The following is a 23,442-nucleotide window of genomic DNA, read 5'->3' on the forward strand; positions in this document are numbered from 1 at the left end:
AATCCGATGTGCGGGCACCACAGGGTGGGGCCCGTCTGAATTGTGACAGCAACACTGTCAAAGTCAAAGGGTTGGGGGTGCCATATGGTCGTGACCATGACCACCACTCCCGCCGAGACCATGAGCGTCGAGCAGCTCGCGGCCCGGGTGGGCATGACGGTCCGCACCGTGCGCTTCTACGCCGGCCGCGGACTCATCCCGCCGCCCCGCCGCGAGGGCCGCAACGGCTTCTACGGGCCCGATCACCTCGCCCGGCTCGAGCTGGTCCGCGAGCTGCAGGCCCACGGCTTCACGCTGTCGGCGATCGAGGGCTACCTCGAGAACATCCCCGCCGACGCGACCCCCGAGCAGGTCGCGGTGCACCGCACGCTGCTGGCCCCGTGGATGGCGGATCGTCCGGAGGAGCTGGACCGGGCCGCGCTCGAGGTGCGGGCCGGCCGGGCGTTGAGCGATGACGACATCGAGATGCTGGTCGCCCTGGGCGTGGTCGAGCCGACGCCCGTCGAGGACGTCTTCCAGGTCGCCCCGGCCCACCTGGCGGTCGGCATGCAGTTCATCGAGACCGACATGCCCATCGAGGTCGCCCACGCATCGCGGCGCATCTTCGACGAGGCCGGCCGTGCCGTCGCCCGGGAGATCACCGAGGTCTTCCGCACGATGTGGTGGCCAGAGCTGCGCGCGTCCGGCCGTCCGGTCGAGGACATCACGGCGCTGATCGAGCGGTTCAAGCCGCTGACGATCCAGGCGCTCGTGACGGCCTACGAGACCGCGGTCGACGAGTCGAAGCGCGAGACGGTCCGCCGCCGGGCCGAGAGCTGACGGCGGCGGACCGCCGGGGTCACAGGCCCATCGTGCGGCCGATGATCTCCTTCATGATCTCGGTCGTGCCGCCGTAGATCGTCTGGATGCGGCTGTCGGTGTACGCCTTGGAGATCGGGTACTCGCTCATGTACCCGTAGCCGCCGTGCAGCTGCAGGCACTTGGCCGCGGCCCGGTTCTGCAGCTCGGTCGTCCACCACTTGCCCATCGCGGCTTCCTCGATCGTCAGCTCGCCCTTGGACAGCGCGACGATGCTCTTGTCGACGAAGGCCTGACCGATCTGCAGCTCGGTCTCGAGCTCGGCCAGCACGAAGCGAGAGTTCTGGAACGAGCCGATCGGCTTGCCGAACGCCTTGCGCTCCTTGACGTAGTCCAGCGTCATGTCGATGATCGCGCGGGTCGCGGCGATCGCGCCGACCGAGATCGCGAGACGCTCCTGCGGCAGCTTCTCCATCAGATAGATGAAGCCCTTGCCCTCCTCGCCCAGCAGGTTCTCGGCGGGGACGCGGACGTTGTCGAAGAACAGCTCGGCGGTGTCCTGTGCCTTCAGGCCCATCTTGTCCAGGTTGCGGCCGCGCTCGAAGCCCTCCATGCCACGCTCGAGGACGATCAGCGAGACGCCCATCGCTCCGGCGGAGGGATCGGTCTTGGCCGCGACGATCACCAGGTCGGCCAGGATGCCGTTGGAGATGAACGTCTTGGCGCCGTTGACGACGTAGTGGTCACCGTCGCGGATCGCGGTGGTCTGGATGGCCTGCAGGTCCGAGCCGGTGCCCGGCTCGGTCATCGCGATCGCGGTGATCGTCTCGCCGGTGCAGAACTTGGGCAGCCAGCGCTTCTTCTGCTCCTCGGTCGCGTACGACAGCAGGTAGCCGGAGACCAGGTCGGTGTGCAGCACGAAGCCCACGCCGCTGGCGCCGATGCGGATCATCTCCTCGGACATGATCGCGTTGAAGCGGAAGTCGTTCATGCCGCCTCCGCCGAACTCCTCGGGCATCATGAACCCGAGCAGGCCGAGCGCGCCGGCCTTCTCCCAGATCTCCCGCGGGACGATGCTGTCCTTCTCCCACTGGTCGTGGTGCGGCGCGATCTCCTTCTCGCAGAATGCCCGGACGGTGTCGCGGAACGCGTCGTGATCGGCTTCGTAGATGCCTCGCTGCATGATGGCCCTCTTCTTGTTCTCGTGGCTTAGTGGTCTGCCTGGACGGCGATGCCGTCGGCGATCAGCTGGTCGACATCGGCGATGCCCCAGGCGGTCAGTGCTTCGGTCGTGCTCGCGCCGGCGCGCTGCGGCGGCGTGGTCAGGGTCGCGGGCGTCGCGGAGAACCGCGGAGCCGGCGCGGGCTGGGTCAGCCCGTCGCGCTCGACGAACGTCCCGCGCGCGACGTTGTGCGGGTGCGCATAGGCCTCGGTGAGGCTCAGCACCGGCGCCACACAGGCGTCCGTGCCCTCGAAGACCTGTTCCCACTCGGCGCGGGTGCGCCCGGCGAACGTCGTGGTGAGCAGCGCGCGCAGCTCGTCCCAGCGGGCGAACTCGAACTGGCCGGGCGCATCGGTCAGCCCGAGCCCTTCGATCAGCGCGGCGAAGAACTGCGGCTCGAGGGGGCCGACGGACATCCACTGGCCGTCGGACGTCTCGAAGACGTCATAGAACGGCGTCCCGGTGTCGAGCATGTTGGTGCCGCGCTGCTCGCTCCAGCTGCCGGACTGCTGCAGGGCCACGATCATCGACATCAGGTGCGCCGTGCCGTCGGTGATGGCCGCGTCGACGACCTGGCCCTCACCGGTCGCGCGGGCGTGGGTCAGGGCGGCCAGCACGCCGGTCACCAGGTACATCGATCCGCCGGCGAAGTCGCCCACCAGGTTCAGTGGCACCTGCGGCGGCCCGCCCGCGCGGCCGATGGCGCCGAGGGCGCCGGCGATCGAGATGTAGTTGATGTCATGGCCCGCGGACTGCGCCAGCGGTCCGTCCTGGCCCCAGCCGGTCATGCGGCCGTAGACCAGTCGCGGATTGCGCGCGTGGCAGTCCTCGGGGCCCAGGCCGAGGCGCTCGGTCACACCGGGGCGCAGTCCCTCGATCAGGATGTCGGCGGACTCGACCAGGTCGAGCACGGTCGCCGCGCCGCGCGGGTCCTTCAGGTTCAGGGCGACCGACGGACGGCCGCGGCCCAGGATGTCCTTGTCGGCAGGACCGAGCTGGAGGGCGTTGCCGCCGGGGCGGTCGACACGGATGACATCGGCGCCCAGGTCGGCCAGCAGCATCGCGGCAAAGGGGCCGGGGCCGATGCCCACGAGCTCGATGACACGCACGCCGTGCAGGGGTCCGGACTTCTCAGAAATCGTCACAGCCCAATTGTGACAGTAGAACTGTCAACGTCGCAAGCAGGGGTGTGCTCCGGACCACACCAGCGTGGACAGATCCGCATACCGTCGGTATCTTGACGCGCATGCTCTCCGAACTGGCCTACACCCGCAAGGGCTCCGGCGAACCCCTCGTCCTGATCCACGGCATCGGCCACCGCCGCCAGGCATGGAACCCCGTGCTCGACCTGCTCGCGCAGTCCCATGACGTCATCGCGGTCGACCTGGCCGGGTTCGGCGAGTCCCCCGCCTATCCCGCGAGCGCCTCCTACGACATGGACCATGCGTGCCAGAACCTGAGCGACAACTTCGCCGCGTGGGGCATCGACCGCCCGCACGTGGCGGGCAACTCCCTCGGCGGCGCCATCGCCCTCGAGCTGGGCGCCCGCGGGCTCGCCCGGTCCGTGACGGCGCTGAGCCCGGCGGGATTCTTCGGCACGCTCAACCGGATCCAGACCCTCGGCCTGCTGGTCATGCTGCGGCTGACCAGCCAGCTGCCCGACCGCGCGCTCCGCACCCTGTCCCGCAGCGCGGTGGGGCGCCGACTCGCCGGCTTCAGCCTCTACACGCATCCCGAGCGGTTCACCGCCGACGAGGTCTACGGCGACGCCCTCGCCCTCAAGCGGTGCACGGGCTTCGAGCGGACGATCGCCAAGGGTGGCAACTACGCCTTCCGCCTGCACCTGGACGTGCCCACCACGATCGCGTGGGGCACGCGAGACCTGATCCTGCCGTACAGCTCGTCGGCCATCGCGCAGGAGCGGTTGCCCGAGGCCGATCACGTCGCCCTGCCGCACTGCGGCCACGTGCCGATGGTCGACGACCCGGACCTCGTGGCACGGGTCATCCAGAACACCACCGCCCGGACGCAGGAGCCGGTCGCAGCCGCCTAGGGTCAGGCATGCGTTTCTCCACCTCCGGCAGCCTGCGCCGCATCGATGTCTCCCTGCTGGCCAGTGCCATCGAGGCCCTGCGCGGCGAGTGGGCCGCCCTGCGGTTCGACGCCGCGGGTGCCCTGCTCAACCCGATCTCCGGCGCCGCCATCGGTGACGTCCGGCTCGTCGAGGGCCGGCATCGCTCGCCCGGCGCCCGGTACGACATCACGATCCGCACACCCGTCCTCGAGCCCGATCCCGCGCAGCTGCGCGCCCTCGACGCGGAGCACCTGGGCCGGGAGGACACCGACTGGGACACCTGCTTCGACCGGCGCCAGGCGATCAGTGTGCAGACCGGGGAGACCGAGACCACGGCCAGCGTCGTCCTGCGCGCCGACGACTCGCGGGTCCTGGCCGCCTCCGTGACCGATGCGTCCCAGCTCTGGTCGGTCGACGTCGACCTGGTCCACGGCCGGCTGCCGCGCATCGAGGCCACCGGCCGTCTCGACGCCACCGCGATGATCGCCGCCGAACAGGTTCCCGGCTGCCTGGCCAGGCTCCTCGGCGGCGTGGCCACCGGCACCGCGACCGTCGACCTGGCCGCCATCGAGCGCCGAGGCCGCAACACGCTGGTCGAGGGATCCGGACAGTTCAACAGGTTCCGCGCCGACGGTGCGGCTCGCGTCACGACGTCCGCGCGCTCCTGGGACGTCGGCGCGAAGATCCGGCTGCGGGGCAAGGGCATCGGACGGCTGGTCCTGCGCATCTTCGGCGGCCGGCTCCGGCGCGAGTTCGACGCGTCGATGACGACCGGCTGGGCAACCGCGGCCACCGCGATGGACGGCATCGAGCGGCAGCTGGGTGCGGTGCGCACCTTCATCGACCAGGAGGGTGGGCTGGCCGACGTCGTGCACCGCACCCTGTGGGAGGACGGCTACGGCGATCACCTCGACGCGCTGTACTCATCGCAGCATCCCTCGGAATGACGGTCGTCCGACGCGCGTTGACCCGTCCGTGGAGATCCATGACTCGCTGGTGATCGGTGCCGGGCAGGCCGGCCTGTCGGCGTCGTACCACCTGAGGCGGCGCGGCATCGATCATGTCGTGCTCGACGCCGATGACCGCCCCGGCGGGGCCTGGCAGCACCGGTGGGACGCGCTGACCATGAACGACGTGCACCGCGTCGCGGACCTGCCGGGGGCCGAGATCCCGCCGGACACCGGTCGCGAGCGGGCCAACACGTTCGTGCCGGCGTACTTCGCCGACTACGAGCGGCGCTTCGAGCTGCCGGTCGTCCGGCCGGTCCGGGTTCGGCGGGTGCGCCCTTCGACAGGCTCAGGGGACGGACCTGCAGGCTCAGGGGGCCCTTCGACAGGCTCAGGGGACAACTTGCTCGTGGTCGAGTCCGACGCCGGCACGTGGGCGACCCGCACCCTGGTCAACGCGACCGGCACCTGGACCCGCCCGTTCATCCCGCACTACCCGGGCATCGAGACGTTCCGCGGCGAGCAGCTGCACACCGCCGACTACCCGGGACCCGAGCACTTCCGTGGCAAACGGGTCGTGGTCGTCGGCGGCGGCGCATCGGCCGTCCAGTTCCTCGGCGCACTCGCCCCGATCACCGACACGATCTGGGTCACCCGCCGCGAACCGGTCTGGACCGACCGCGACTTCACCCCCGAGCTGGGTCGTGAGGTCGTCGCGAAGGTCGAGGAGCGGGTGCGCCAAGGCCTGCCGCCGCGCAGCGTCGTCAGCGTCACCGGCCTGCGGCTGCGCGAGCAGGAGCGGGAGGCCGAGCGGCTCGGTGCCTACGCCGCGCGCCGCCCGATGTTCACCTCGATCGAGCCGGACGGCGTCCGCTGGGACCCTTCGACAGGCTCAGGGGGCGGGACGACAGACTCAGGGGGCGGGGCGTTCGAGCCGGCCGACGTGATCGTGTGGGCGACCGGGTTCCGGCCGGCGATCGAGCACCTGGCGCCGCTGCACCTGCGCAGTCCGCTCGGCGGCATCCAGCTCGACGGGACGACCGCCGTGGCCGATCCGCGTGTGCAGATGGTCGGCTACGGACCGTCGGCCAGCACGATCGGCGCCAACCGGGCCGGACGCACCGCCGCGCGAGGCGTCGCCGAGCACCTGCGTGCGGCGGAGGTCGTCAGCGCCGACGCGTGAGGAAGCCGGCGCCTCGAAGTCGTCCACGCGCACAGCCTGGGTTCCTCAGCTGCGATGCCGGGCCAGAAAGTCTGCGGTCCGCGGATCGCGCGGCGCGGTGAACAGCTGCTCGGGCGGTCCGGACTCCACCACCTGGCCGTCGGCCATGAACACGATCCGATCGGACACCTCGCGGGCGAAGCTCATCTCGTGGGTGGCCATGACGATCGTCATGCCCTCGCGGCGCAGGTCGCGGATGACGTCCAGCACCTCGCCGACCAGCAGAGGGTCGAGCGCCGAGGTGATCTCGTCCAGCAGCAGGAGCCGCGGCTGCATCGCGATCGCGCGCACCAGGGCGACCCGCTGCTGCTGCCCGCCCGACAACGCATCGGGATAGGCGCTGCCGCGATCACCCAGTCCTACCCGCTCGAGCAACGTGCGGGCGCGCTCGCGGGCGGTCTCGCGGCTCTCCCCGCGGGACCTCATCGGGCCCAGCACGATGTTCTGCTCGACCGACAGGTGCGGGAACAGGTTGTACGCCTGGAAGACGATGCCGATCTGGCGGCGGATCTCGTCCTCGTCGATCCGCGGATCGGTGATCTCGGTGCCGTCGAACCAGATGTCGCCGTCATCGACCTGCTCCAGCAGGTTCAGGCAGCGCAGGAACGTGGACTTGCCCGAGCCCGAGGCGCCGATCAGGCACACGACCTCACCCTCGTGGACGTCCAGCGAGATCCCCCGGAGGACCTCGTGGTCACCGAAGGACTTGCGGACCGCATCGGCTCTCAGCACGTTAGATCCCGTTCTCGCGGCGCAGCGAGCGCACCGTCAGGTAGTCGGTGAAGCGGGCCAGCGGGATCGTGGCGACGATGAAGAAGGCCGCCGCCACGACGTAGCCCGTGAACGCGAACGTCCGGCCGGCGTCGACCTGGGCGACGCGCAGCGCCTCGACCAGTCCGATCGTCGACAGCAGCGCGGTGTCCTTCTGCAGCGACACGAAGTCGTTGAGCAGCGGGGGCGCCACCCGGCGGACCGCCTGCGGCAGGACGATGTGGCGCATCGTCTGCCCGTACGACAGGCCGAGTGCGCGGCCACTGGCCCACTGGGTCGGGTGGATCGAGACGATGCCGGCGCGCAGCACCTCGGACACGTACGCGCCATAGCTGAGGGTCAGCGCGATGACGCCCAGCCAGAACAGGCTGGTCGGGAGCCCGGCCAGGCCGAGCGCGGGGACGCCGAAACCGACCAGGAACACCACCAGGATCGTGGGGGTGCCGCGGAAGACGTCGGTGTAGATCGTGACCAGCAGCTTGATCGGCGCGAGCGCCGGCGCCGGCACGACCCGGATGATCGCGACGGCGATCGCGACAACCAGGATGAAGACCTCGGCGACCAGGAACAGCCTGATGTTGAGCCAGAACGCCGTGGCCACGTCGGGCAGGACAGCCCGCGCGTCACCGACGTTGAAGTACGTCTCGCGGACCCGCGGCCAGCCCGGCGACTGCGTGATCAGGACGGCCAGGCCACCCAGCACCACCAGCGTCGAGACCACCGCCACCGCCCCGCGGTTGCGGGCGCGGCGGCGGCGGTAGCGGACGCGTTCGAGCTGACGCTCGCTCGGCGTCACTTCAGCTCAGGCACGTCGGTGGCCTGGCTCAACCACTCCTTCTCCAGCTCGGCGAGCGTGCCGTCATCGGCGAGGGCGTCGACCGCTGCGCTGACGCAGGGGGTCAGCTTGCTGCCCTTGGCCAGCAGCAGGCCGAACTGCTCGGACTCGCCGGTCGTGGGCTGGAACTGCCCGGCGATCGTCGCGCCGTCCAGCTCGGCGGCGGTCAGGTAGTACGCGGTCGGCAGATCGGCCACGATCGCGTCGACCTGCTTGTTCTGCAGCGCCTGGGCGGCCTTGGTCGTGTCGTCGTACACCAGCGGATCGGTCGACGGGTCGATCTGCTTGACCGCCTCGAGCGAGGTCGTGGCGATCTGGGCGCCGATCTTGGCGTCCTTCAGGTCTGCCAGCGACGCGGCCTTGGCGTACTTCGAGCCCTCGAGCGTGATGATGCCCTGGGCGGCCGAGTAGTACGGGCTGGAGAAGTCGACGGCCTTGGCGCGGTCGGCGGTGATCGAGAACTGGTTGATGTCGACGTCGAAGTTCTTCTTGCCGGCCTGGACGGCTTGGTTGAACCCGGCCTTGACCCAGGTGACGTCACCCTTGGCGAAGCCCAGCTTGTCGGCGACGGCATAGGCCACGGCGGACTCGAAGCCCTTGCCGTTGCTCGGGTCGTCGTCGATGAACCACGGCTCGAAGGCGGGGTCGTCGGTCGCGACGGTCAGCTTGCCGTCGGCCAGGACCGGGAGGTCGGCCGCCTGGCAGTCGGCCAGGGAGGTGGATGCCGGGGTGGCCTTGGTCTTGTCGGCCTCTCCCTCGGAGTCGGTCGGGGCGCACGCCGCGGTGAGCGCGAGCGCCAGCGCGGCGATGGTCGTCAGGCCGCGGGAGGTGGTGATCTTCATGGGACGAATCGTAGATCCAGCCGCTACCTGAGATCGGACAGATCCAGCATGCGGTCAGGGGGCGGCGGCGACGGCGTCGGGACCGGTTCGTACGAGAACTGGACGCCGTCACCGGCATCACCGGCAAAAACCAGCCGGACCGGCAGCTTCGTGTCGGCCTCGACGTACAACGTGCCGGTCGAGGTGGTGAGACCGATCACCTTGGCGCCATCGATCGTGGTCTCGTCGGCGGTCAGCCCGTCCGTGCCGGGGTCGACGATGTCGTCCAGCAGCTCCTCACGACTGGTCGGGACATCGATCCGGGCGAGTCGCGGATGGGAGGTGCCGGCGATGATCCAGCGATCGGCGATCTTGCGGGTCACGGTCTTGAGGTCGTAGTCGAAGCCGGCATAGGCCTGGGCATCGCCCTTCCACCAGGTCCGGCCGCCCACCATCAGGAGCTGGAACGCGCCGGCCCCGAAGGAGTACGTGCCCGATCCGTCCTGGCCGGAGAAGGCCAGCAGCGCAGCCAGCGTGCCGTCCGGCGACGACGTCTGACCCATGATGCTGACCGAGTCGGCCGCCGCCAGGGCCGCCTTGCTGGCGGCCAGCACCTCGCCGGGCGACTGCGTCGCGACGCCGGGAGCGTCGGTGGACCCGTGGTACTCCGGCAGGTCCAGCCCACTGGTCTGCGTCCCGCCGCACCCGGCCAGGAGGGTCACCGCCAGCGCGCTCGCTGCCAGCCGTGTCATGTTCATGATGGCGACCACGGTAGCGAGTGGTCCCCGGCACCGCAGCACGGATTCTCTGTGCAGATGATTGCACTGCAACTAGTTGCATACTAGGCTGCCGGCCATGGCACTCGAGCACGCGATCCTGGTGTCGCTCGCGGAGCGATCGGCATCGGGCTACGACCTGGCCCGGCGCTTCGACGCCTCCATCGGCCACTTCTGGAGGGCCAGCCACCAGCAGATCTACAAGGTGCTCGCGCGCATGGAGACCGACGGGTGGGTCGCCTCGCAGGTCGTCCCCCAGGACGGGCGGCCCGACAAGAAGGTCTACGCCATCACCCGTGCCGGCCGGGACGAGCTGGCGCGGTGGACGTCCGCCCCCACCCCGGCCGAGCACCTGCGCAGCGAGTTCGCGGTCAAGCTCCGGGCGCTGCCCTTCGGGGATGCGTCCGCGATCGTGGACGATGTGCGCGCCCGCCGCCGTGCCCACGTCGAGCGCCTGGCGTACTACGAGGACAGCGCCGCCCGGCACTATCCGCGCCCGGACGACCTGGCCGACGCCGAGCTCGGCGGCTGGCTCGTGCTGCGCGGCGGGATCCTGTCCGAGCAGGCCGGCATCGCGTGGTGCGACGAGATCCTTCAGCGGTTGACGGAACCGGCGGACCGATGAGCCCGCACACCCACGACCAGCACCCCCAGGCCGATCAGGATCGCGCTGGTGATCAGCACCGCGTGCACCCAGAAGAAGGCCTGCGGGGCGCTGTGCCAGTGCTCGCCCGCCCACGCGCGGTCGTCATCGACGATCGCCTTGGCGAAGCGCGGCCAGACCACGACGTTGAACAGTCCGGCGAGAATCAGGAACCGGGCACTTGTCTTCGAGATCACCGGACCATCCCATCACAGGAGCACCCATGACCCAGACGTCCGCCTACCCGCACCTGCTGGAGCCCCTCGACCTGGGCCACACGACGCTGCGCAACCGCGTCATCATGGGCTCGATGCACACCGGCATGGAGGATCGGGCCAAGCACCTGCCGGAGCTGGCGGCGTACTTCGCCGAGCGGGCCAGAGGAGGCGTGGCGCTGTCGGTGACCGGCGGCTACGCACCGAACTGGCACGGCTGGCTGCTGCCGTTCGGCTCGCAGATGACCTCGCGACGCTTCGCCGACAAGCACCGCGTCGTCACCGATGCGGTGCACGAGCACGACGGCAAGATCGTGATGCAGCTGCTGCACGCCGGCCGCTACGGCTACCACCCGTTCAAGCGGGGGGCCTCGTCCATCAAGTCGCCCATCACCCCGTTCCGCAGCCCCAAGGCGATGACGACCAAGGAGGTCGACCGGACCGTCGACGACTTCGCGGCGTCCGCGGTGCTGGCGCGCCGGGCCGGGTACGACGGCGTGGAGATCATGGGGTCCGAGGGCTACCTGATCAACCAGATGCTGACCGCCCGCACCAACGACCGCACCGATCGCTGGGGCGGATCGGCCGAGCGCCGGATGCGCTTCCCCGTCGAGATCGTCCAGCGGGTGCGCGAGGCCGTCGGTGACGACTTCATCGTGATGTACCGGATGTCATTGCTCGACCTGGTCGACGACGCGCAGAGCTGGGACGAGATCGTCGAGCTGGCGCACCGGATCGAGACGGCCGGGGTGTCGATCATCAACACCGGCATCGGCTGGCACGAGGCCCGCATCCCCACGATCGTCACGTCCGTACCGCGCGCGGCCTTCACCAACGTCACCGCCAAGCTGCGGCCCGAGGTCTCGGTGCCGGTCGTGGCCTCCAACCGCATCAACACCCCGGAGGTCGCCGAGCAGATCATCGCCTCGGGGCAGGCCGACCTGGTCTCGATGGCCCGTCCGCTGCTCGCCGACCCGTTCTTCGTCCAGAAGGCCGCCGAGGACCGCGCCGACGAGATCAACACCTGCATCGCGTGCAACCAGGCGTGCCTCGACCACACCTTCGTCAACAAGCGCGCCTCCTGCCTGGTCAACCCCCGCGCCGGGCACGAGACGACCCTCGTCCTGACCCCGACGCGCACGGTCAAGAAGATCGCCGTCGTCGGCGCCGGACCGGCCGGTCTCGCCGCGGCGACGGAGCTGGCCGGGCGCGGTCACGGCGTCGAGCTGTTCGAGGCTCTCGACGAGCTCGGCGGGCAGTTCCGGCTCGCGATGCAGATCCCCGGCAAGGAGGAGTTCACCGAGACGATCCGCTACTACTCCCGCCGCCTGGACGTCACCGGCGTCAAGGTGCACCTCGGCACCCGGGTCACCCCAGCCGACCTGGACGGTTTCGACGAGGTCGTCATCGCGACCGGCGTCGAGCCGCGCATCCCGTCCATCCCGGGCGTCGACCACCCCTGCGTCGTGGACTACCAGCAGGTCATCCGCGGAGAGGTCCCCGTGGGGCACACCGTCGCGGTCATCGGCGCCGGTGGCATCGGCTTCGACGTCTCGGAGTTCCTGCTGCACGAGACCGGGGAGTCGCTCGAGCACTGGATGGCCCGGTGGGGCGTGACCGATCCGGCGCTCGAGCGCGGCGGCCTCACGACGAAGCTCAAGGCGCCCCCGAAGCGTCAGGTCTTGCTGCTGCAGCGCAAGGCGACCGAGCTGGGCAAGGGGCTGGGCAAGACGTCCGGCTGGGTGCACCGGCAGACGCTCAAGGACTCCGGCGTCGAGATGATCAAGGGCGTCACGTACGACCTCATCAACGACGACGGGCTGCACATCACGGTCGACGAGCAGTCGCGGGTGCTGGACGTCGACACGATTGTGCTGTGCACCGGTCAGGAGTCCGTGCGCGACCTGGTCGAGCCGCTGGAGGCCACCGGCACCCCCGTCCACGTCATCGGCGGAGCCGATGTCGCTGCCGAGCTCGACGCCAAGCGGGCCATCAAGCAGGCCACCGAGCTCGCCGCCCGCCTCTGACCACCCCCTCCGCGAGTGGCGCAGTGTGGACGTTCTGAGACGGCGTGTCGTCCGAATTTGCGCCACTCGGGGGCGCTTTTGCGCCACTCGCGGGGGATACTGACCAGATGAGCAGCCAGATCGTCCTGCTGCGGGCCGTCAACGTCGGCGGCGCGCAGCTGCCGATGGCCGATCTGCGCGCGATCGCGGGCGAGCTCGGTGCCACCGACGTCTCGACGTACATCGCCTCGGGCAATCTGATCGCCGACGTCCCGGGCCTTCCCGAGACGTTCAACCGTGCGCTCGAGAAGACCATCCAGGAACGGTTCGGCTTCTTCCGCGAGGTCATCTCCCGCACCCCTGCCGAGGTTGCCGCAGCACTGGAGGCGCACCCGTTCGAGGTGCTCGAGCCGAAGTACTCCTACGTCACGTTCCTGGCGGGCGAACCCACCGCCGAGGCGATCGCGAAGGCCGAGACGTACGAGACGGGCGACGACCGGTGGCAGGTCATCGGGACCGAGATGCACATCCGCTACGCGAACGGTGCCGGTCGGCCCGAGATGAAGGGCGACTCGATCGGCCGCGCCCTGGGCGTGCCCGGCACCGCACGCAATCTCAACACCGTCCGCAAGCTGATCGACCTCGCCGGCTGACGGTCAGGCCGGCGCGCCCTGGTGCAGCGTCGACGCGATCGCGTCGAACAACGCCACCAGCTCCTCCTCGATCTGCCAGGTCGTGGTGCTGAACGCCAGCAGCAGGACCGAGCGGTCGGACGTCGGGACGACGTAGTCGACACACGTCGACATCAGCTCCTTGCCGTGCGTGAGGTCCTGCGGGACCGGGACGCGGCGGACGCGGCGCAGGGCCGGGTGGCTGCCCGCCTGCGCGTAGCCGTGCTCGAGCACGCCGTGACCGTCGCCGAGCACCAGGTTCAGCGCGGAGGCGAGCTCGTCGGGATGGCCCGGTGTGCGGATGGGCGAGACGGTCAGGCTCGCCGAGACCGGCACGCCGGCCAGTGGCTCGGACAGGGCGTGGACATGGGTCGCGCCAGCCCGGGCAGCATCGGCCAGCTGGCGGCGCAGCGTGCGGTCCAGCTCGACCCGGACGTCGATCAACGCGTCGCGCGGCTTGCCCTCCATCATCCGGTCGATCAGCCGGGACACCACGACCCGTCCGGCTTCCGGCTCGGTGGGGATCGTCAGCCAGGTCGGTGGCAGCAGCAACCGCCAGTCGTCTGCCGGATCGACCGTCCGGCTGCGCGGCCCGCGATCCGTCGCGCTGCTCACGACGACATCCCGCCGATGCCGGCGGCGAGCTCGTCGAGCAGGATCGCCGCTGCGGTCGCCTCCACCAGGTCGGTCTCGTAGGACGACAGCACGAACAGGGCCGCGTGCTGCGGGCGGGACCACAGCACGGTGTTGATCTGGTGCACCTCGATCTGTCCGTCCTCGGCGTGCACGAGCGGCCGGACACGCACCGACAAGGCGTCACCGGATCGCGTGGAGAGCGTCTCGACGACGGGCTCCTGGTAGAGCTCGTGGCCCTCGGTCAGCAAGGCGATGACGTCCTCGTCGCGCGCGTCCTCCTCGAGCGGCACGACCCGCAGGGCAGCGAACGCCTGGACGTCGAGCTCGTTCGGGACACCCACCCGGGCCCACGCCGCCAGGTTGACGGTGCCGTCGGCGGTCGGAGCCTGCAGCTGCGCCGCGACGCCGGCCATCGCCGCCGCACCGGCATCGGCGTCCAGCGTCGAGGACGTGAAGCCGGCCGCGTACCGCTGCCGGATCACCTCCGGGTCCTCGTCCAGCGGGATCGGCGCCCAGTACGCATGCTCGCCGAGCTCGATGTGCTCGTTCATGTCCTCACCCTTCGTTCGACCGACCTCACCCAGTGGCGCAGAGCCCAGCGGGTCCAGACCCACGCAGCGACGACGAGCACGCCACCCGCGGACACCACCCGCCCGAGCAGTGGATGCTGATCGCCGGTCGCGAGTCCGGCCACCACCAGGAACAGCCCCACGATCCCCAGGAGCCATGCCTGGAGCGGGGACGCGTCGCCGTTCTGCCACGACCCCCTGCGGAGCAGCTCGCTGACAGCGGGCGGGGCCGCGACACCTGGTGGCGGCTCCAGGATGTCGACCCGGACATCGGCAGGGGCGGCAGCCGCGTCGAGCGCCTCACAACTGGCGACATCGGGAGCGAACCGGTCCGTGGGCAGCAGCTGCAGCAGGCCACCGTCCGCGCCCAGCACCATGAGCTGGTCGTGGACGACCTGGATCCGAGCGACACCGCCGGTCACCGCCGGCCCGGGGAGCCAGATCTCGGATCCGGCTCCGCTGACGGCGACGACATCGTCCGGACCGAGCTGGAGCTGGACGAGGTCACCGTCGGCACGTCCCGGCGGACGGTAGACGACCCGGTCGCGCGGCTCCGGCGGCGTCGACATGAGGCGGATGGCACGCTGCCGCCGGACGACGGACCCGATGGCCACCGGCACCGCGAGCACGAGGGCCAGCACGGCGCCCACGCGGACGTCATCGCCGTCGAAGCCGGCCCACGCCCTCCCGGACAGGATCAGTGCCGCCAGCACCGCGAGGGACTCGACGACCGGGACACGCGTCGCCATCGTGCTGCCACGCACGGCCACCCGCCGCACGGCACGCCGGTCGATGACCACGTCCGGCGATGCCGGCTCCAGGACACCACCCAGACCGCGGGCCAGTGCCACCGATCCGCTCTGGTGCCGCTTGTGCGACGGGTCGCCCGCGGTCGGGGCCGTCTCGTCGATCAACCAGGCCGCGACAGGACCTCGATCGGTCAGCACGACGCACGAGCCGCTCATCATCCAGACGGGCACGCCGTCCACGGCCAGCGGTCGCAGGCCCCGGTTGATCCGCAGGAGCAGGCGGGACCACGGACCGGCGAAGATCCGGGCCGTCTCGCTGCCGTCGAGCCACACGGTCTTCGTCACGTCGGTCGACCGCGCGACCACGCGTGGTGAGGCGCCGGGACGGGACACGACCAGATCGCCTCCCGCATCGATGCGGACACGGGTCTGCCTCGCCATCTCGATGTCGAGCCCGAACCCGACGACGACGCGGACCTCGGCCCTCGTCCGCGTCACGGACGAGTGGTCCACGTGGGGTGGTGCGCCACGTCCACGGCATGCTGGAGCGTGCCGGGGGCCTGCTCGATCATCAGGCCAAGGTTGCTCAGGTTCGCGGCGATGGCGGCATTGATCTGCGCCGTCAGCCGGGTCGCCTGAGCCAGCTCGTCACCGTGCAGCCCCAGGTTCTTCAGGGACCGCAACGTCGTGAGGGACTGCGCGAGCCCCGCGTCCTGGGTGAGCAGCCGGGTCACACGGGTCGTCGGCAACGCGCCCAGCGCCTCGACCGTCGCCCGTCCGGCATCGTCGGCGGCCTGGATCGCAGCGCCCATGTTGCCGCGGACCCCTGCTGCCCAACGAGCCAGGTTGTTGGCCGGGTTGGCGATACGAGACGCGTTCTGGAAGGCCTGCCACGTCGAGAGACGCTGCGCCCACGCCGCGCGGGTGGCGTTGGCAGCGGCGGTGCCGACGCGCGAGGCGACCTGGGGCACCAACCTGGTCAGGCCCTTGGCGGCGAGCGTGGTCAGCCCCATGCCGCCGACGGTCAGGGCCAGGCCGATGGCAGCCATGCCGACGTCCTTCCAGTCCCGCTTGCCGGTGTCGGCCGCCGCCAGCATCGTGACGCCCACCAGGACCGCCGCCGCGACGGCCACCGCGGCCACGACGAGCCAGACCGGTGCCGTGAAGAAGACCACCGCGATGAACAGGACCACCCCGACGATGATCGAGATGACCTCCAGGATCGTCACGAGCAGGTCGATGATGTCGGCGTGCTCGCGGATCCAGTTCTTGAGCCCGGCGAACCGGCCGTCGTCCCACTTGTCGGCGGCGTCCTCGATGCTGTTCTTCGCGCGATCCGCGGCCGCATCCAGAGCGTGCATCGCATTGTTCAGCGCGGTGCAGGCCGCCGTGAGATCGGCCTGGGCGTTTTCACGACGTGTGTTGGCGGACTCCTGGTCCGGGGTCAGCTCCTCGCCGGGGACCGGCGTCGTCTCGGGGTTCGTGTCGATGGTCTGCTGCGCGGCCTCCGCGTCCTGCAGCGCCCTCCGTGTGTCCGTCCGGGCGGTGCCCACCTCCGTGGCCCAGGACGTCAGTGCCTCGGCGACCGACTCGTACCGGTCGACGACCTTGCCCAGGTTGTCCAGCACCTCCTCGGCCTTCTGGGCGAAGACCTCGGCCGCATCGCCCTTCCACCCGTCGAGCTTGGCCAGCGCGGACAGCACGTCCTTGACATCGCCGGCAGCCGTCGCCCGAGAGGCCATCTCCCGCGCGACCACGTCGACATCGTGCTCGCTGGCCGGGACGGGATCGCCGTCGCGCCCGACCAGGTGCCACTCCCCGCTGCGGGCGGTCACTTCTCCATCACCTCGGCGATCTGGCGGGCCAGGTCCTCGTCGGTCTCCTCGAAGCCGTCGGCGGCCTGCTCGGCCAGCTCGCCCAACGTGTCGAGCTTGCCGCACACGTAGTCGCGGTTGTGGTCCCAGTTGGAGTGGAAGGTGTCCATCGCTCCGACGACCGCACTGTGCCCCAGCTGGGCACGGGTGTACTCGACCTTGCCGTCGTTGTCCGTCATGTCCTTCGACAGCCCCGCCAGCTTCTTGGACAGGCCGCGCAGCTCCGTCGTCGCCACTTCCAGATCCCCCATGGCAGCAGATGCTACGACACTCTTCGCCCGGGCGTCCGGGCCTGGGTCCGTAGGCTTGAAGGGTGGACGAGCGACGGTGGCACGAGGTCCTCGGTGACCGGCGCTGGCTGGTTCTCACCGGCGCCGGGGTCTCGACGGACTCCGGTATCCCGGACTACCGGGGCCCGGACTCGCCTCCGCGCACCCCGATGACCTACCAGGAGTTCATCCGGACGCCCGAGGCCCGGCAGCGCTACTGGGCCCGCGCGCACGTGGGGTGGAGCCGGATGCGGCAGGCCGAGCCGAACCTGACCCATCGCACCCTGGTGTCGATGCAGGCGGCCGGACGACTCACCGGCCTCATCACCCAGAACGTCGACGGCCTGCACGAGCGCGCCGGGCATCGTGACGTGATCGACCTGCACGGCCGGATCGACCGGGTCGTCTGCCTGGCGTGCCACCAGGTGACCTCGCGCGCCGAGCTCCACGACCGGCTGTCCGCCCTCAATCCCGGCTACGAGGACCGTATCGGCGAGTTCGCCCCCGACGGCGACGTCGTGCTGGCCGACACCGCCGACTTCGTGGTGGCCGAGTGCCTGCGGTGCGGCGGAGACCTCAAGCCCGATGTGGTCTTCTTCGGCGAGAACGTCCCCAAGGACCGGGTCGAGCGCAGCTATGCGCTCGTGGCCGAGGCCGAGTCCCTGGTCGTCCTGGGCTCGTCGCTGCAGGTCATGTCGGGGCTGCGGTTCGTCAAGGCGGCCCACAAGCGGGGCATCCCGATCGTGATCGTCAACCGCGGAACCACCCGCGGCGACGACCTCGCGACGCTCAAGGTCGATGCCGGCTGCGCCGAGACGCTCCGCGCGGTCGGCGTGTCCACCGGCTGAGCGAGGCAGGCCCGAGTTGCCGCTACGGTGCCTCTGACCGCACTCCCGCCAGAAAGGGCACCCCATGAGCGACTCCGCACCTCCGCCGCCGCCCGGACAGCCGCCCGTCCCGCCCCCGTACGGCGCGCCCCCGCCGCCGCCCGCGTACGGCTCGGTGCCGCCGCCGCCCGCGTACGGCTCGGTGCCTCCGCCCCACCAGCCGCCGGCCTACACCGCCCCGCCGTCCTACCCAGCGGCCAGCGGCTACCCGGTCTCGTTCCAGTTCGCGAGCCCGGGCAAGATCGCCCGCTGGCGCCCGCTGGTGCACTGGCTGCTGGCGATCCCGCACTTCTTCATGCTCTACATCCTGAGCATCGTGGCCAGCGTGCTGGTGTTCGTCGCCTGGTTCGCGGGCGTGTTCGCCGGCAAGGTGCCCGCGGGCATGCAGGGGCTGATCATCGCCTACCTGCGCTACTCGGCACGGCTGCAGACGTACCTGATGTTCATGCGCGAGGAGTACCCGCCGTTCTCCTTCGACACCGACTTCGCCGATCCGGGCAACGACCCCCGCACCCGCGTGGACGTCGTCCCGGCGATCGAGAACCGCAGCCGGCTCACGATCTTCTTCCGGATGTTCCTGCTGATCCCGCACTCGATCGTGGCGTTCTTCTTGTTCATCGCGCTGTACGTCGTGGCGATCATCGGCTGGTTCGCCGTCATCATCCTCGGTCGCTGGCCCGCGGGCCTGGAGTCGTTCATGGTCGGCTTCATCCGCTGGTCGACCCGCTTCAGCGCCTACGCCTACCTGGTGACCGACGAGTTCCCGCCGTTCGGCTTCGAGTAGCCGGCTGCGCCTGCGTCAGCTCAGCTGGCGCAGGCGCACGGTCTCGGGCAGTGCCGCGAGCTCGGCCAGCACCTCGGGACCGACCTCCTCGGCCACGTCGGTGAGCACGTAGCCGATCTCGCCACGGGTCGACAGCGACTGGGCCTCGAGGTTGACGCCGTGCTCGCCGAGCACCGCGTTGATGCGGGCCAGGACGCCCGGGGCGTTGCGGTGCACGAGCGCCAGCCGGTGCTTGTCCAGGTCGGCGGGCAGGTTGATGCCCGGCATGTTGACGCTCAGCGACGTCCCGCCGAAGGCGGCGTACGAGCGCAGCTTGGAGGCGACGAAGCGGCCGATGTCCTGCTGCGCCTCCTCGGTCGACCCACCCACGTGCGGGGTCAGGATGACGTTCTTGAGGCCACGCAGGTCCGAGTCGAACTGGTCGCCCTGGCGCTTGGGCTCGATCGGGAAGACGTCGACCGCGGCGCCGGCGATGTGGCCGGACTCCAGGTGCTTGCGCAGGGCCGCGGTGTCGACCGCGATGCCGCGCGACAGGTTCAGGAACAGCGACCGCGGCTTCATCTGGGACATCTCGTCGTCACCGAACAGGCCGGCGTTGCCGGGACGTCCGTCGACGTGCAGCGTCACGACGTCCGCGACCGCGAGCAGCTCCTCCAGCGTCGAGCAGCGCTTCGCGTTGCCGAGCGCGAGCTTGTCGTCGATGTCGTAGAAGACCACCGAGAGGCCCAGCGCCTCGGCGATGACCGACAGCTGGCTGCCGATGTTGCCGTAGCCGATGATGCCCAGCGTGCGCCCGCGGATCTCGTGGCTGCCGGCGGCCGACTTGTTCCACACCCCGTTGTGCATGTCGGTGGACTTCTCGTGCAGCCGGCGCGCGAGCGAGATGATCTCGGCGATCGCGAGCTCGACGACGCTGCGGGTGTTGGAGTACGGGGCGTTGAACACCGCGACACCCCGTGCGGTCGCGGCCGCGAGGTCGATCTGGTTGGTGCCGATGCAGAACGCACCGATCGCGAGCAGGTCGGGCGCCGCGTCCAGGACCTTCTCGGTGACATAGGTCGTGGACCGGATGCCCAGCAGGTGCACGCCCTGGATCGCCTCGATGAGCTCGTCCTCGCCGAGCGCACCGTCGCGGGTCTCCACCTGGAAGCCCTTGCCACGCAGGAAGTCGGCGCCGTCGGTGTGGATGTTCTCCAGCAGCAGGACGCGGACGTCCTCGTCCGCCAGCCGGGCGGTGGGGAACGGTTCAGTGGTCGTCATGGTCATCATCATCTCTGGTGCCTCCAGGTCAGCGGAACTCGGCTGACGTGGGGCCCAGGCGAACGGTCCCGATGTCGTGTGTCGCAGTCGCTCCCCGGTGGTACCCACCTGAACGCCAGTCGCGTCTGCTTGGCCGCCAGTCTAGCGGCGACTCCTACAGCTTCTTGTAGGCGTCCGCGAACTGGGCCAGCACCTCGGCGGGGACGTCGCGGTCCAGGTTGGCCAGGCGCACCTGACCCTGGGCCACGAGGCGGCCGTCCTGGTCGGTCGAGTCGACGTGCCAGAGCTGCTGGCTGCGCCCGCGGTGGATCGGCGTCGCCGTGACGGTGATGACATCACCCGGTGCGGCCTGACGGAGGAAGTCGGTCGAGTTGTTGGTGCCGACCACGACCCCCTTGCCCACGGTCTGGAGCCAGATGTGCCCCGCGACGCTGGCGGTCGACTCGTGGACGGCGCAGTAGACGCCGCCGTGCGGGATGCCGAAGGGCTGCAGGTGCTGCGGCCCGATCTCGAAGCGCGCCACGACCTTGTCGGGGCCGGCCTCGATGTGCTCGACGCCCAGCATGCCGTCCAGTCCGGGGATCTCAGTCATGGCTCCAACCCTAGGGGGCCCTTGAACGGCATACCCCCTGGGGGTATCGTCGCCCTTATGGACCACGCAGCACCCGGATACTCCGACGACAAGATCGCCGTCCTCAAGCGACTGCGACGCATCGAGGGACAGGTGCGCGGGCTGACCCGCATGGTCGAGGACGACACCTACTGCATCGACGTCCTGACCCAGGTCTCCGCGACGACCAAGGCCCTGGAGTCCGTCGCGCTCAAGCTGCTCGATGAGCACCTGGCCCACTGTGTCGTCGACGCGGCCCGGGCCGGCGGCGACCAGGCCGACATCAAGGTCAAGGAAGCATCCGACGCGATCGCGCGTCTCGTTCGTTCCTGAGAGGACACCCACCCATGAGCAGCAGCACCTACCGCGTCACCGGCATGACCTGCGAGCACTGCGTCGCCGCCGTCACCGAGGAGCTCACCGCCCTCGACGGCGTCACCGCGGTCAGCATCGACCTGGTCGCCGGCGGAACCTCCGACGTCACCGTCGAGAGCAGCGCCCCCCTGGACACCGCCGCGGTCGCCGAGGCCGTCGACGAGGCGGGGTACGCGCTGGCAGGTCCTCGCGACCTGCCCCTGGCATGACGACAGGCACCATCAAGCTGGACATCGCCGGCATGACCTGCACGTCGTGCGCGATGCGGGTCGAGAAGAAGCTCAACAAGCTCGACGGCGTCTCGGCGACGGTCAACTACGCGACCGAGAAGGCGACCGTCCACCTCGAGGACGGCGTCGACGTGCAGACCCTCATCGACACCGTCGCCAAGACCGGGTACGCGGCGAAGCTGCCCGAGCCGGCGCTCCCTTCGACAGGCTCAGGGGGCGAAGCGAAAGGCTCAGGGGGCGAAGCGTCCTTGCTGCAGCGCCTGCGCATCTCGGCCGTCTTGGCGCTGCCCGTCGTCGTGCTCTCGATGGTGCCGGCCTGGCAGTTCGACAACTGGCAGTGGCTGGCGCTCACCCTCGCCTCCCCCGTCGTGGTGTGGGGCGCCTATCCCTTCCACCGCGCTGCTTGGACGAATGCCCGTCACGGCGCCGTCACGATGGACACCCTGGTCAGCGTCGGGGTCGGCGCGGCCTGGCTGTGGTCGTTGTGGGCCCTGTTCATCGGGGACGCCGGCATGCCCGGCATGACGATGAGCTTCGACCTGTTCTCGTCCGGCGCCGGCCACGACGAGATCTACCTGGAGGTCGCCGCCGCCGTCACGGTGTTCATCCTGGCCGGTCACTACCTGGAGGCCAGCGCCAAGACGAAGTCGAGCGCGGCCCTGCGCGCCCTCATGGACCTGGGGGTGCGTGAGGTCACGGTCCTGCGCGACGGCCGAGAGACCCAGATCGCCCCGGCCGACCTGCACGCGGGCGATGTGTTCGTGGTGCGTCCCGGCGAGAAGATCGCGACCGACGGCATCGTCGAGGACGGCGCGTCGTCGGTCGACGAGTCGATGCTGACCGGCGAGTCCGTCCCCGTCGACGTGACGCCGGGCAGCACCGTCACCGGTGCCACGGTCAACCAGGGCGGACGCCTGATGGTTCGCGCCACCGCCGTCGGCGCCGACACCCAGCTGGCCCAGATGGCGCGGCTCGTCGAGCAGGCCCAGGAGGGCAAGGCAGACGTGCAGCGACTGGCCGACCGCGTCTCGGCGTGGTTCGTGCCGGCGGTCATCCTGTTGTCGCTCGGCACGCTCGCGGGCTGGCAGCTGGCCGGGTCCACGTGGACCGAGTCGTTCACCGCCGCCGTCGCGGTGCTGATCATCGCCTGCCCCTGCGCCCTCGGGCTGGCCACGCCGACCGCCCTGCTCGTCGGCACCGGCCGCGCGGCGCAGCTGGGCATCCTCATCAAGGGCCCGCAGGTGCTCGAGTCGACCCGCACGATCGACACCGTCGTCCTGGACAAGACCGGCACCGTGACCACGGGTCAGATGCAGGTGTCGGCGGTCGAGCCCGCCGCCGGCGTCGACGCCGGCGAGCTCCGCCTCGTCGCCGCCTCCCTCGAGCACGCCTCCGAGCACCCCATCGCCCGCGCGATCGCGGCGCTGGCCGACCCGGCGCCGGTCGAGTCGTTCGCGAGCCACACCGGTTTCGGCGTCACCGGAACCGTCGGCGGACGAGCGGCGCTCATCGGTCGCCCGTTGTGGCTGCGCGAGCACGGTGTCGAGGTGCCGTCCGGGCCCGCACCGGACGGCACGACCGTTGCCGTCGCATGGGACGGCCGCTGGCGCGGGACGATCACGGTCAGCGACCCGGTCAAGCCGACGTCAGCGCAGGCCGTCAGCGATCTGCGCGCCCTCGGCCTGGAGCCGGTGCTGCTCACCGGCGACAGCGCGGCCGTGGCCCACGCCGTCGCCGCGCAGGTCGGCATCGACCGGGTCGTCGCGGACGTGACGCCGGCCGACAAGCTGCGGGTCGTCCGCGACCTCCAGGCCGAGGGCCGCGCCGTCGCGATGGTCGGCGACGGCGTCAACGACGCGGCCGCCCTGGCGGCCGCCGATCTGGGCATCGCGATGGGCACGGGCACCGATGTGGCGATCCAGGCCTCCGACCTCACCCTGGTCAAGGGCGATCTGGCGACCGCGGTCGACGCGGTCCGGCTGTCCCGGGCGACGCTGCGGACCATCAAGGGCAATCTGTTCTGGGCCTTCGCCTACAACATCGCCGCGATCCCGCTGGCCGCCCTGGGCTACCTCAACCCGCTCATCGCCGGCCTGGCGATGGCATTCAGCAGCGTGCTCGTGGTGACCAACAGTCTGCGACTCAGGGACTTTCGGCCCGGGTCCTGACGTCCCTGCCGTGGCATCGTCACAGAATGT

The 23,442-nt window shown here is 70.4% G+C and carries 26 protein-coding genes and 1 riboswitch; of the genes, 12 read left to right on the top strand and 14 right to left on the bottom strand.

The window, feature by feature from the left end; genetic code table 11:
• Positions 1–96 precede the first annotated feature (96 nt).
• Positions 97–819, top strand: coding sequence for a MerR family transcriptional regulator (locus NQV15_RS17700; protein ID WP_232402324.1), 723 nt, complete (start codon positions 97–99; stop codon positions 817–819).
• A gap of 19 nt (positions 820–838) precedes the next feature.
• Here the strand turns inward: NQV15_RS17700 and NQV15_RS17705 are convergent, their stop codons facing one another.
• The gene (locus tag NQV15_RS17705; protein ID WP_232402326.1) at positions 839–1,981 is read right to left on the bottom strand and encodes an acyl-CoA dehydrogenase family protein; all 1,143 of its coding nucleotides are present in this window, start codon (positions 1,979–1,981) and stop codon (positions 839–841) included.
• Between the two features lie 26 nt (positions 1,982–2,007).
• On the bottom strand, positions 2,008–3,165 hold the full coding sequence (locus NQV15_RS17710) for a CaiB/BaiF CoA transferase family protein (protein ID WP_232402328.1): 1,158 nt from the start codon (positions 3,163–3,165) through the stop codon (positions 2,008–2,010).
• A 101-nt stretch (positions 3,166–3,266) separates the two neighbouring features.
• Between NQV15_RS17710 and NQV15_RS17715 the strand changes: the two genes are divergently transcribed.
• The 3 genes from NQV15_RS17715 to NQV15_RS17725 are packed head-to-tail and all read left to right on the top strand — an operon-like array spanning position 3,267 to position 6,224.
• Positions 3,267–4,073, top strand: a complete 807-nt coding sequence (locus tag NQV15_RS17715; RefSeq protein WP_232402330.1) for an alpha/beta fold hydrolase — start codon at positions 3,267–3,269, stop codon at positions 4,071–4,073.
• A gap of 8 nt (positions 4,074–4,081) precedes the next feature.
• Entirely contained in the window at positions 4,082–5,041 is a 960-nt protein-coding gene (locus tag NQV15_RS17720; RefSeq protein WP_232402333.1) for a hypothetical protein, read from the top strand.
• A gap of 28 nt (positions 5,042–5,069) precedes the next feature.
• On the top strand, positions 5,070–6,224 hold the full coding sequence (locus tag NQV15_RS17725; protein ID WP_232402334.1) for an FAD-dependent oxidoreductase: 1,155 nt from the start codon (positions 5,070–5,072) through the stop codon (positions 6,222–6,224).
• A 45-nt stretch (positions 6,225–6,269) separates the two neighbouring features.
• Here NQV15_RS17725 and NQV15_RS17730 read toward each other — a convergent pair whose 3' ends face one another.
• The 4 genes from NQV15_RS17730 to NQV15_RS17745 are packed head-to-tail and all read right to left on the bottom strand — an operon-like array spanning position 6,270 to position 9,448.
• Positions 6,270–6,995, bottom strand: a complete 726-nt coding sequence (locus tag NQV15_RS17730) for an amino acid ABC transporter ATP-binding protein (RefSeq protein ID WP_232402337.1) — start codon at positions 6,993–6,995, stop codon at positions 6,270–6,272.
• Position 6,996: 1 nt separating this feature from the next.
• Complete coding sequence (locus NQV15_RS17735) at positions 6,997–7,830, bottom strand: amino acid ABC transporter permease (protein WP_232402339.1); 834 nt, start codon at positions 7,828–7,830, stop codon at positions 6,997–6,999.
• A complete protein-coding gene (locus tag NQV15_RS17740; protein ID WP_232402340.1) occupies positions 7,827–8,711 on the bottom strand; it encodes an ABC transporter substrate-binding protein in 885 nt (294 codons plus the stop codon). The genes NQV15_RS17735 and NQV15_RS17740 overlap by 4 nt, the downstream gene beginning before the upstream one ends.
• 23 nt (positions 8,712–8,734) lie before the next feature.
• Positions 8,735–9,448, bottom strand: coding sequence for a hypothetical protein (locus NQV15_RS17745; protein ID WP_232402342.1), 714 nt, complete (start codon positions 9,446–9,448; stop codon positions 8,735–8,737).
• A 97-nt stretch (positions 9,449–9,545) separates the two neighbouring features.
• Between NQV15_RS17745 and NQV15_RS17750 the strand changes: the two genes are divergently transcribed.
• Positions 9,546–10,091, top strand: a complete 546-nt coding sequence (locus NQV15_RS17750; protein WP_232402344.1) for a PadR family transcriptional regulator — start codon at positions 9,546–9,548, stop codon at positions 10,089–10,091.
• On the opposite strand, the gene NQV15_RS17755 is transcribed toward NQV15_RS17750, so the two are convergent.
• A complete protein-coding gene (locus NQV15_RS17755) occupies positions 10,061–10,306 on the bottom strand; it encodes an SCO4848 family membrane protein (protein ID WP_232402346.1) in 246 nt (81 codons plus the stop codon). The two genes, NQV15_RS17750 and NQV15_RS17755, sit on opposite strands and share 31 nt — an antisense overlap.
• A 26-nt stretch (positions 10,307–10,332) precedes the next feature.
• On the opposite strand from NQV15_RS17755, the gene NQV15_RS17760 reads away from it, so the two are divergent.
• Both NQV15_RS17760 and NQV15_RS17765 read left to right on the top strand, forming a co-directional pair.
• On the top strand, positions 10,333–12,351 hold the full coding sequence (locus NQV15_RS17760; RefSeq protein ID WP_232402348.1) for an NADPH-dependent 2,4-dienoyl-CoA reductase: 2,019 nt from the start codon (positions 10,333–10,335) through the stop codon (positions 12,349–12,351).
• Positions 12,352–12,458: 107 nt separating this feature from the next.
• A complete protein-coding gene (locus NQV15_RS17765) occupies positions 12,459–12,983 on the top strand; it encodes a DUF1697 domain-containing protein (RefSeq protein WP_232402349.1) in 525 nt (174 codons plus the stop codon).
• A gap of 3 nt (positions 12,984–12,986) precedes the next feature.
• Here NQV15_RS17765 and NQV15_RS17770 read toward each other — a convergent pair whose 3' ends face one another.
• The 5 genes from NQV15_RS17770 to NQV15_RS17790 are packed head-to-tail and all read right to left on the bottom strand — an operon-like array spanning position 12,987 to position 17,080.
• Complete coding sequence (locus NQV15_RS17770) at positions 12,987–13,616, bottom strand: hypothetical protein (protein ID WP_232402351.1); 630 nt, start codon at positions 13,614–13,616, stop codon at positions 12,987–12,989.
• Positions 13,613–14,188, bottom strand: coding sequence for a hypothetical protein (locus NQV15_RS17775; protein ID WP_232402353.1), 576 nt, complete (start codon positions 14,186–14,188; stop codon positions 13,613–13,615). The genes NQV15_RS17770 and NQV15_RS17775 overlap by 4 nt, the downstream gene beginning before the upstream one ends.
• A complete protein-coding gene (locus NQV15_RS17780; protein WP_232402355.1) occupies positions 14,185–15,453 on the bottom strand; it encodes a hypothetical protein in 1,269 nt (422 codons plus the stop codon). Before NQV15_RS17780 ends, NQV15_RS17775 begins: the two co-directional genes overlap by 4 nt.
• Entirely contained in the window at positions 15,450–16,790 is a 1,341-nt protein-coding gene (locus tag NQV15_RS17785) for a hypothetical protein (protein WP_232402358.1), read from the bottom strand. The genes NQV15_RS17780 and NQV15_RS17785 overlap by 4 nt, the downstream gene beginning before the upstream one ends.
• Positions 16,787–17,080 carry a hypothetical protein gene (locus tag NQV15_RS17790; RefSeq protein ID WP_232402361.1) on the bottom strand — a complete coding sequence of 98 codons (294 nt, stop codon included), beginning with the start codon at positions 17,078–17,080 and terminating at the stop codon, positions 16,787–16,789. The genes NQV15_RS17785 and NQV15_RS17790 overlap by 4 nt, the downstream gene beginning before the upstream one ends.
• 62 nt (positions 17,081–17,142) lie before the next feature.
• Here NQV15_RS17790 and NQV15_RS17795 point away from each other — a divergent pair, with 62 nt between their 5' ends.
• Both NQV15_RS17795 and NQV15_RS17800 read left to right on the top strand, forming a co-directional pair.
• Complete coding sequence (locus NQV15_RS17795) at positions 17,143–17,946, top strand: NAD-dependent protein deacetylase (protein WP_232402362.1); 804 nt, start codon at positions 17,143–17,145, stop codon at positions 17,944–17,946.
• A 64-nt stretch (positions 17,947–18,010) separates the two neighbouring features.
• Positions 18,011–18,769, top strand: coding sequence for a DUF4389 domain-containing protein (locus NQV15_RS17800; protein WP_232402364.1), 759 nt, complete (start codon positions 18,011–18,013; stop codon positions 18,767–18,769).
• Positions 18,770–18,784: 15 nt separating this feature from the next.
• On the opposite strand, the gene serA is transcribed toward NQV15_RS17800, so the two are convergent.
• Positions 18,785–20,029, bottom strand: a complete 1,245-nt coding sequence (gene serA / locus NQV15_RS17805) for a phosphoglycerate dehydrogenase (RefSeq protein WP_232402367.1) — start codon at positions 20,027–20,029, stop codon at positions 18,785–18,787.
• 45 nt (positions 20,030–20,074) lie between these two features.
• Positions 20,075–20,162: riboswitch (ZMP/ZTP riboswitch) on the bottom strand.
• A gap of 21 nt (positions 20,163–20,183) precedes the next feature.
• Complete coding sequence (locus tag NQV15_RS17810; RefSeq protein WP_232402369.1) at positions 20,184–20,621, bottom strand: PaaI family thioesterase; 438 nt, start codon at positions 20,619–20,621, stop codon at positions 20,184–20,186.
• Between the two features lie 57 nt (positions 20,622–20,678).
• Here NQV15_RS17810 and NQV15_RS17815 point away from each other — a divergent pair, with 57 nt between their 5' ends.
• The 3 genes from NQV15_RS17815 to NQV15_RS17825 are packed head-to-tail and all read left to right on the top strand — an operon-like array spanning position 20,679 to position 23,412.
• Entirely contained in the window at positions 20,679–20,972 is a 294-nt protein-coding gene (locus NQV15_RS17815) for a metal-sensitive transcriptional regulator (protein ID WP_232402372.1), read from the top strand.
• Between the two features lie 14 nt (positions 20,973–20,986).
• Positions 20,987–21,223 (top strand): heavy-metal-associated domain-containing protein, encoded by a 237-nt coding sequence (locus NQV15_RS17820; protein ID WP_232402374.1) that lies wholly within the window; start codon positions 20,987–20,989, stop codon positions 21,221–21,223.
• Positions 21,220–23,412, top strand: coding sequence for a heavy metal translocating P-type ATPase (locus NQV15_RS17825; RefSeq protein WP_232402376.1), 2,193 nt, complete (start codon positions 21,220–21,222; stop codon positions 23,410–23,412). The genes NQV15_RS17820 and NQV15_RS17825 overlap by 4 nt, the downstream gene beginning before the upstream one ends.
• Positions 23,413–23,442 lie beyond the last annotated feature (30 nt).

It is taken from the genome of Aeromicrobium wangtongii (assembly GCF_024584515.1).
Lineage (GTDB): Bacteria > Actinomycetota > Actinomycetes > Propionibacteriales > Nocardioidaceae > Aeromicrobium > Aeromicrobium wangtongii.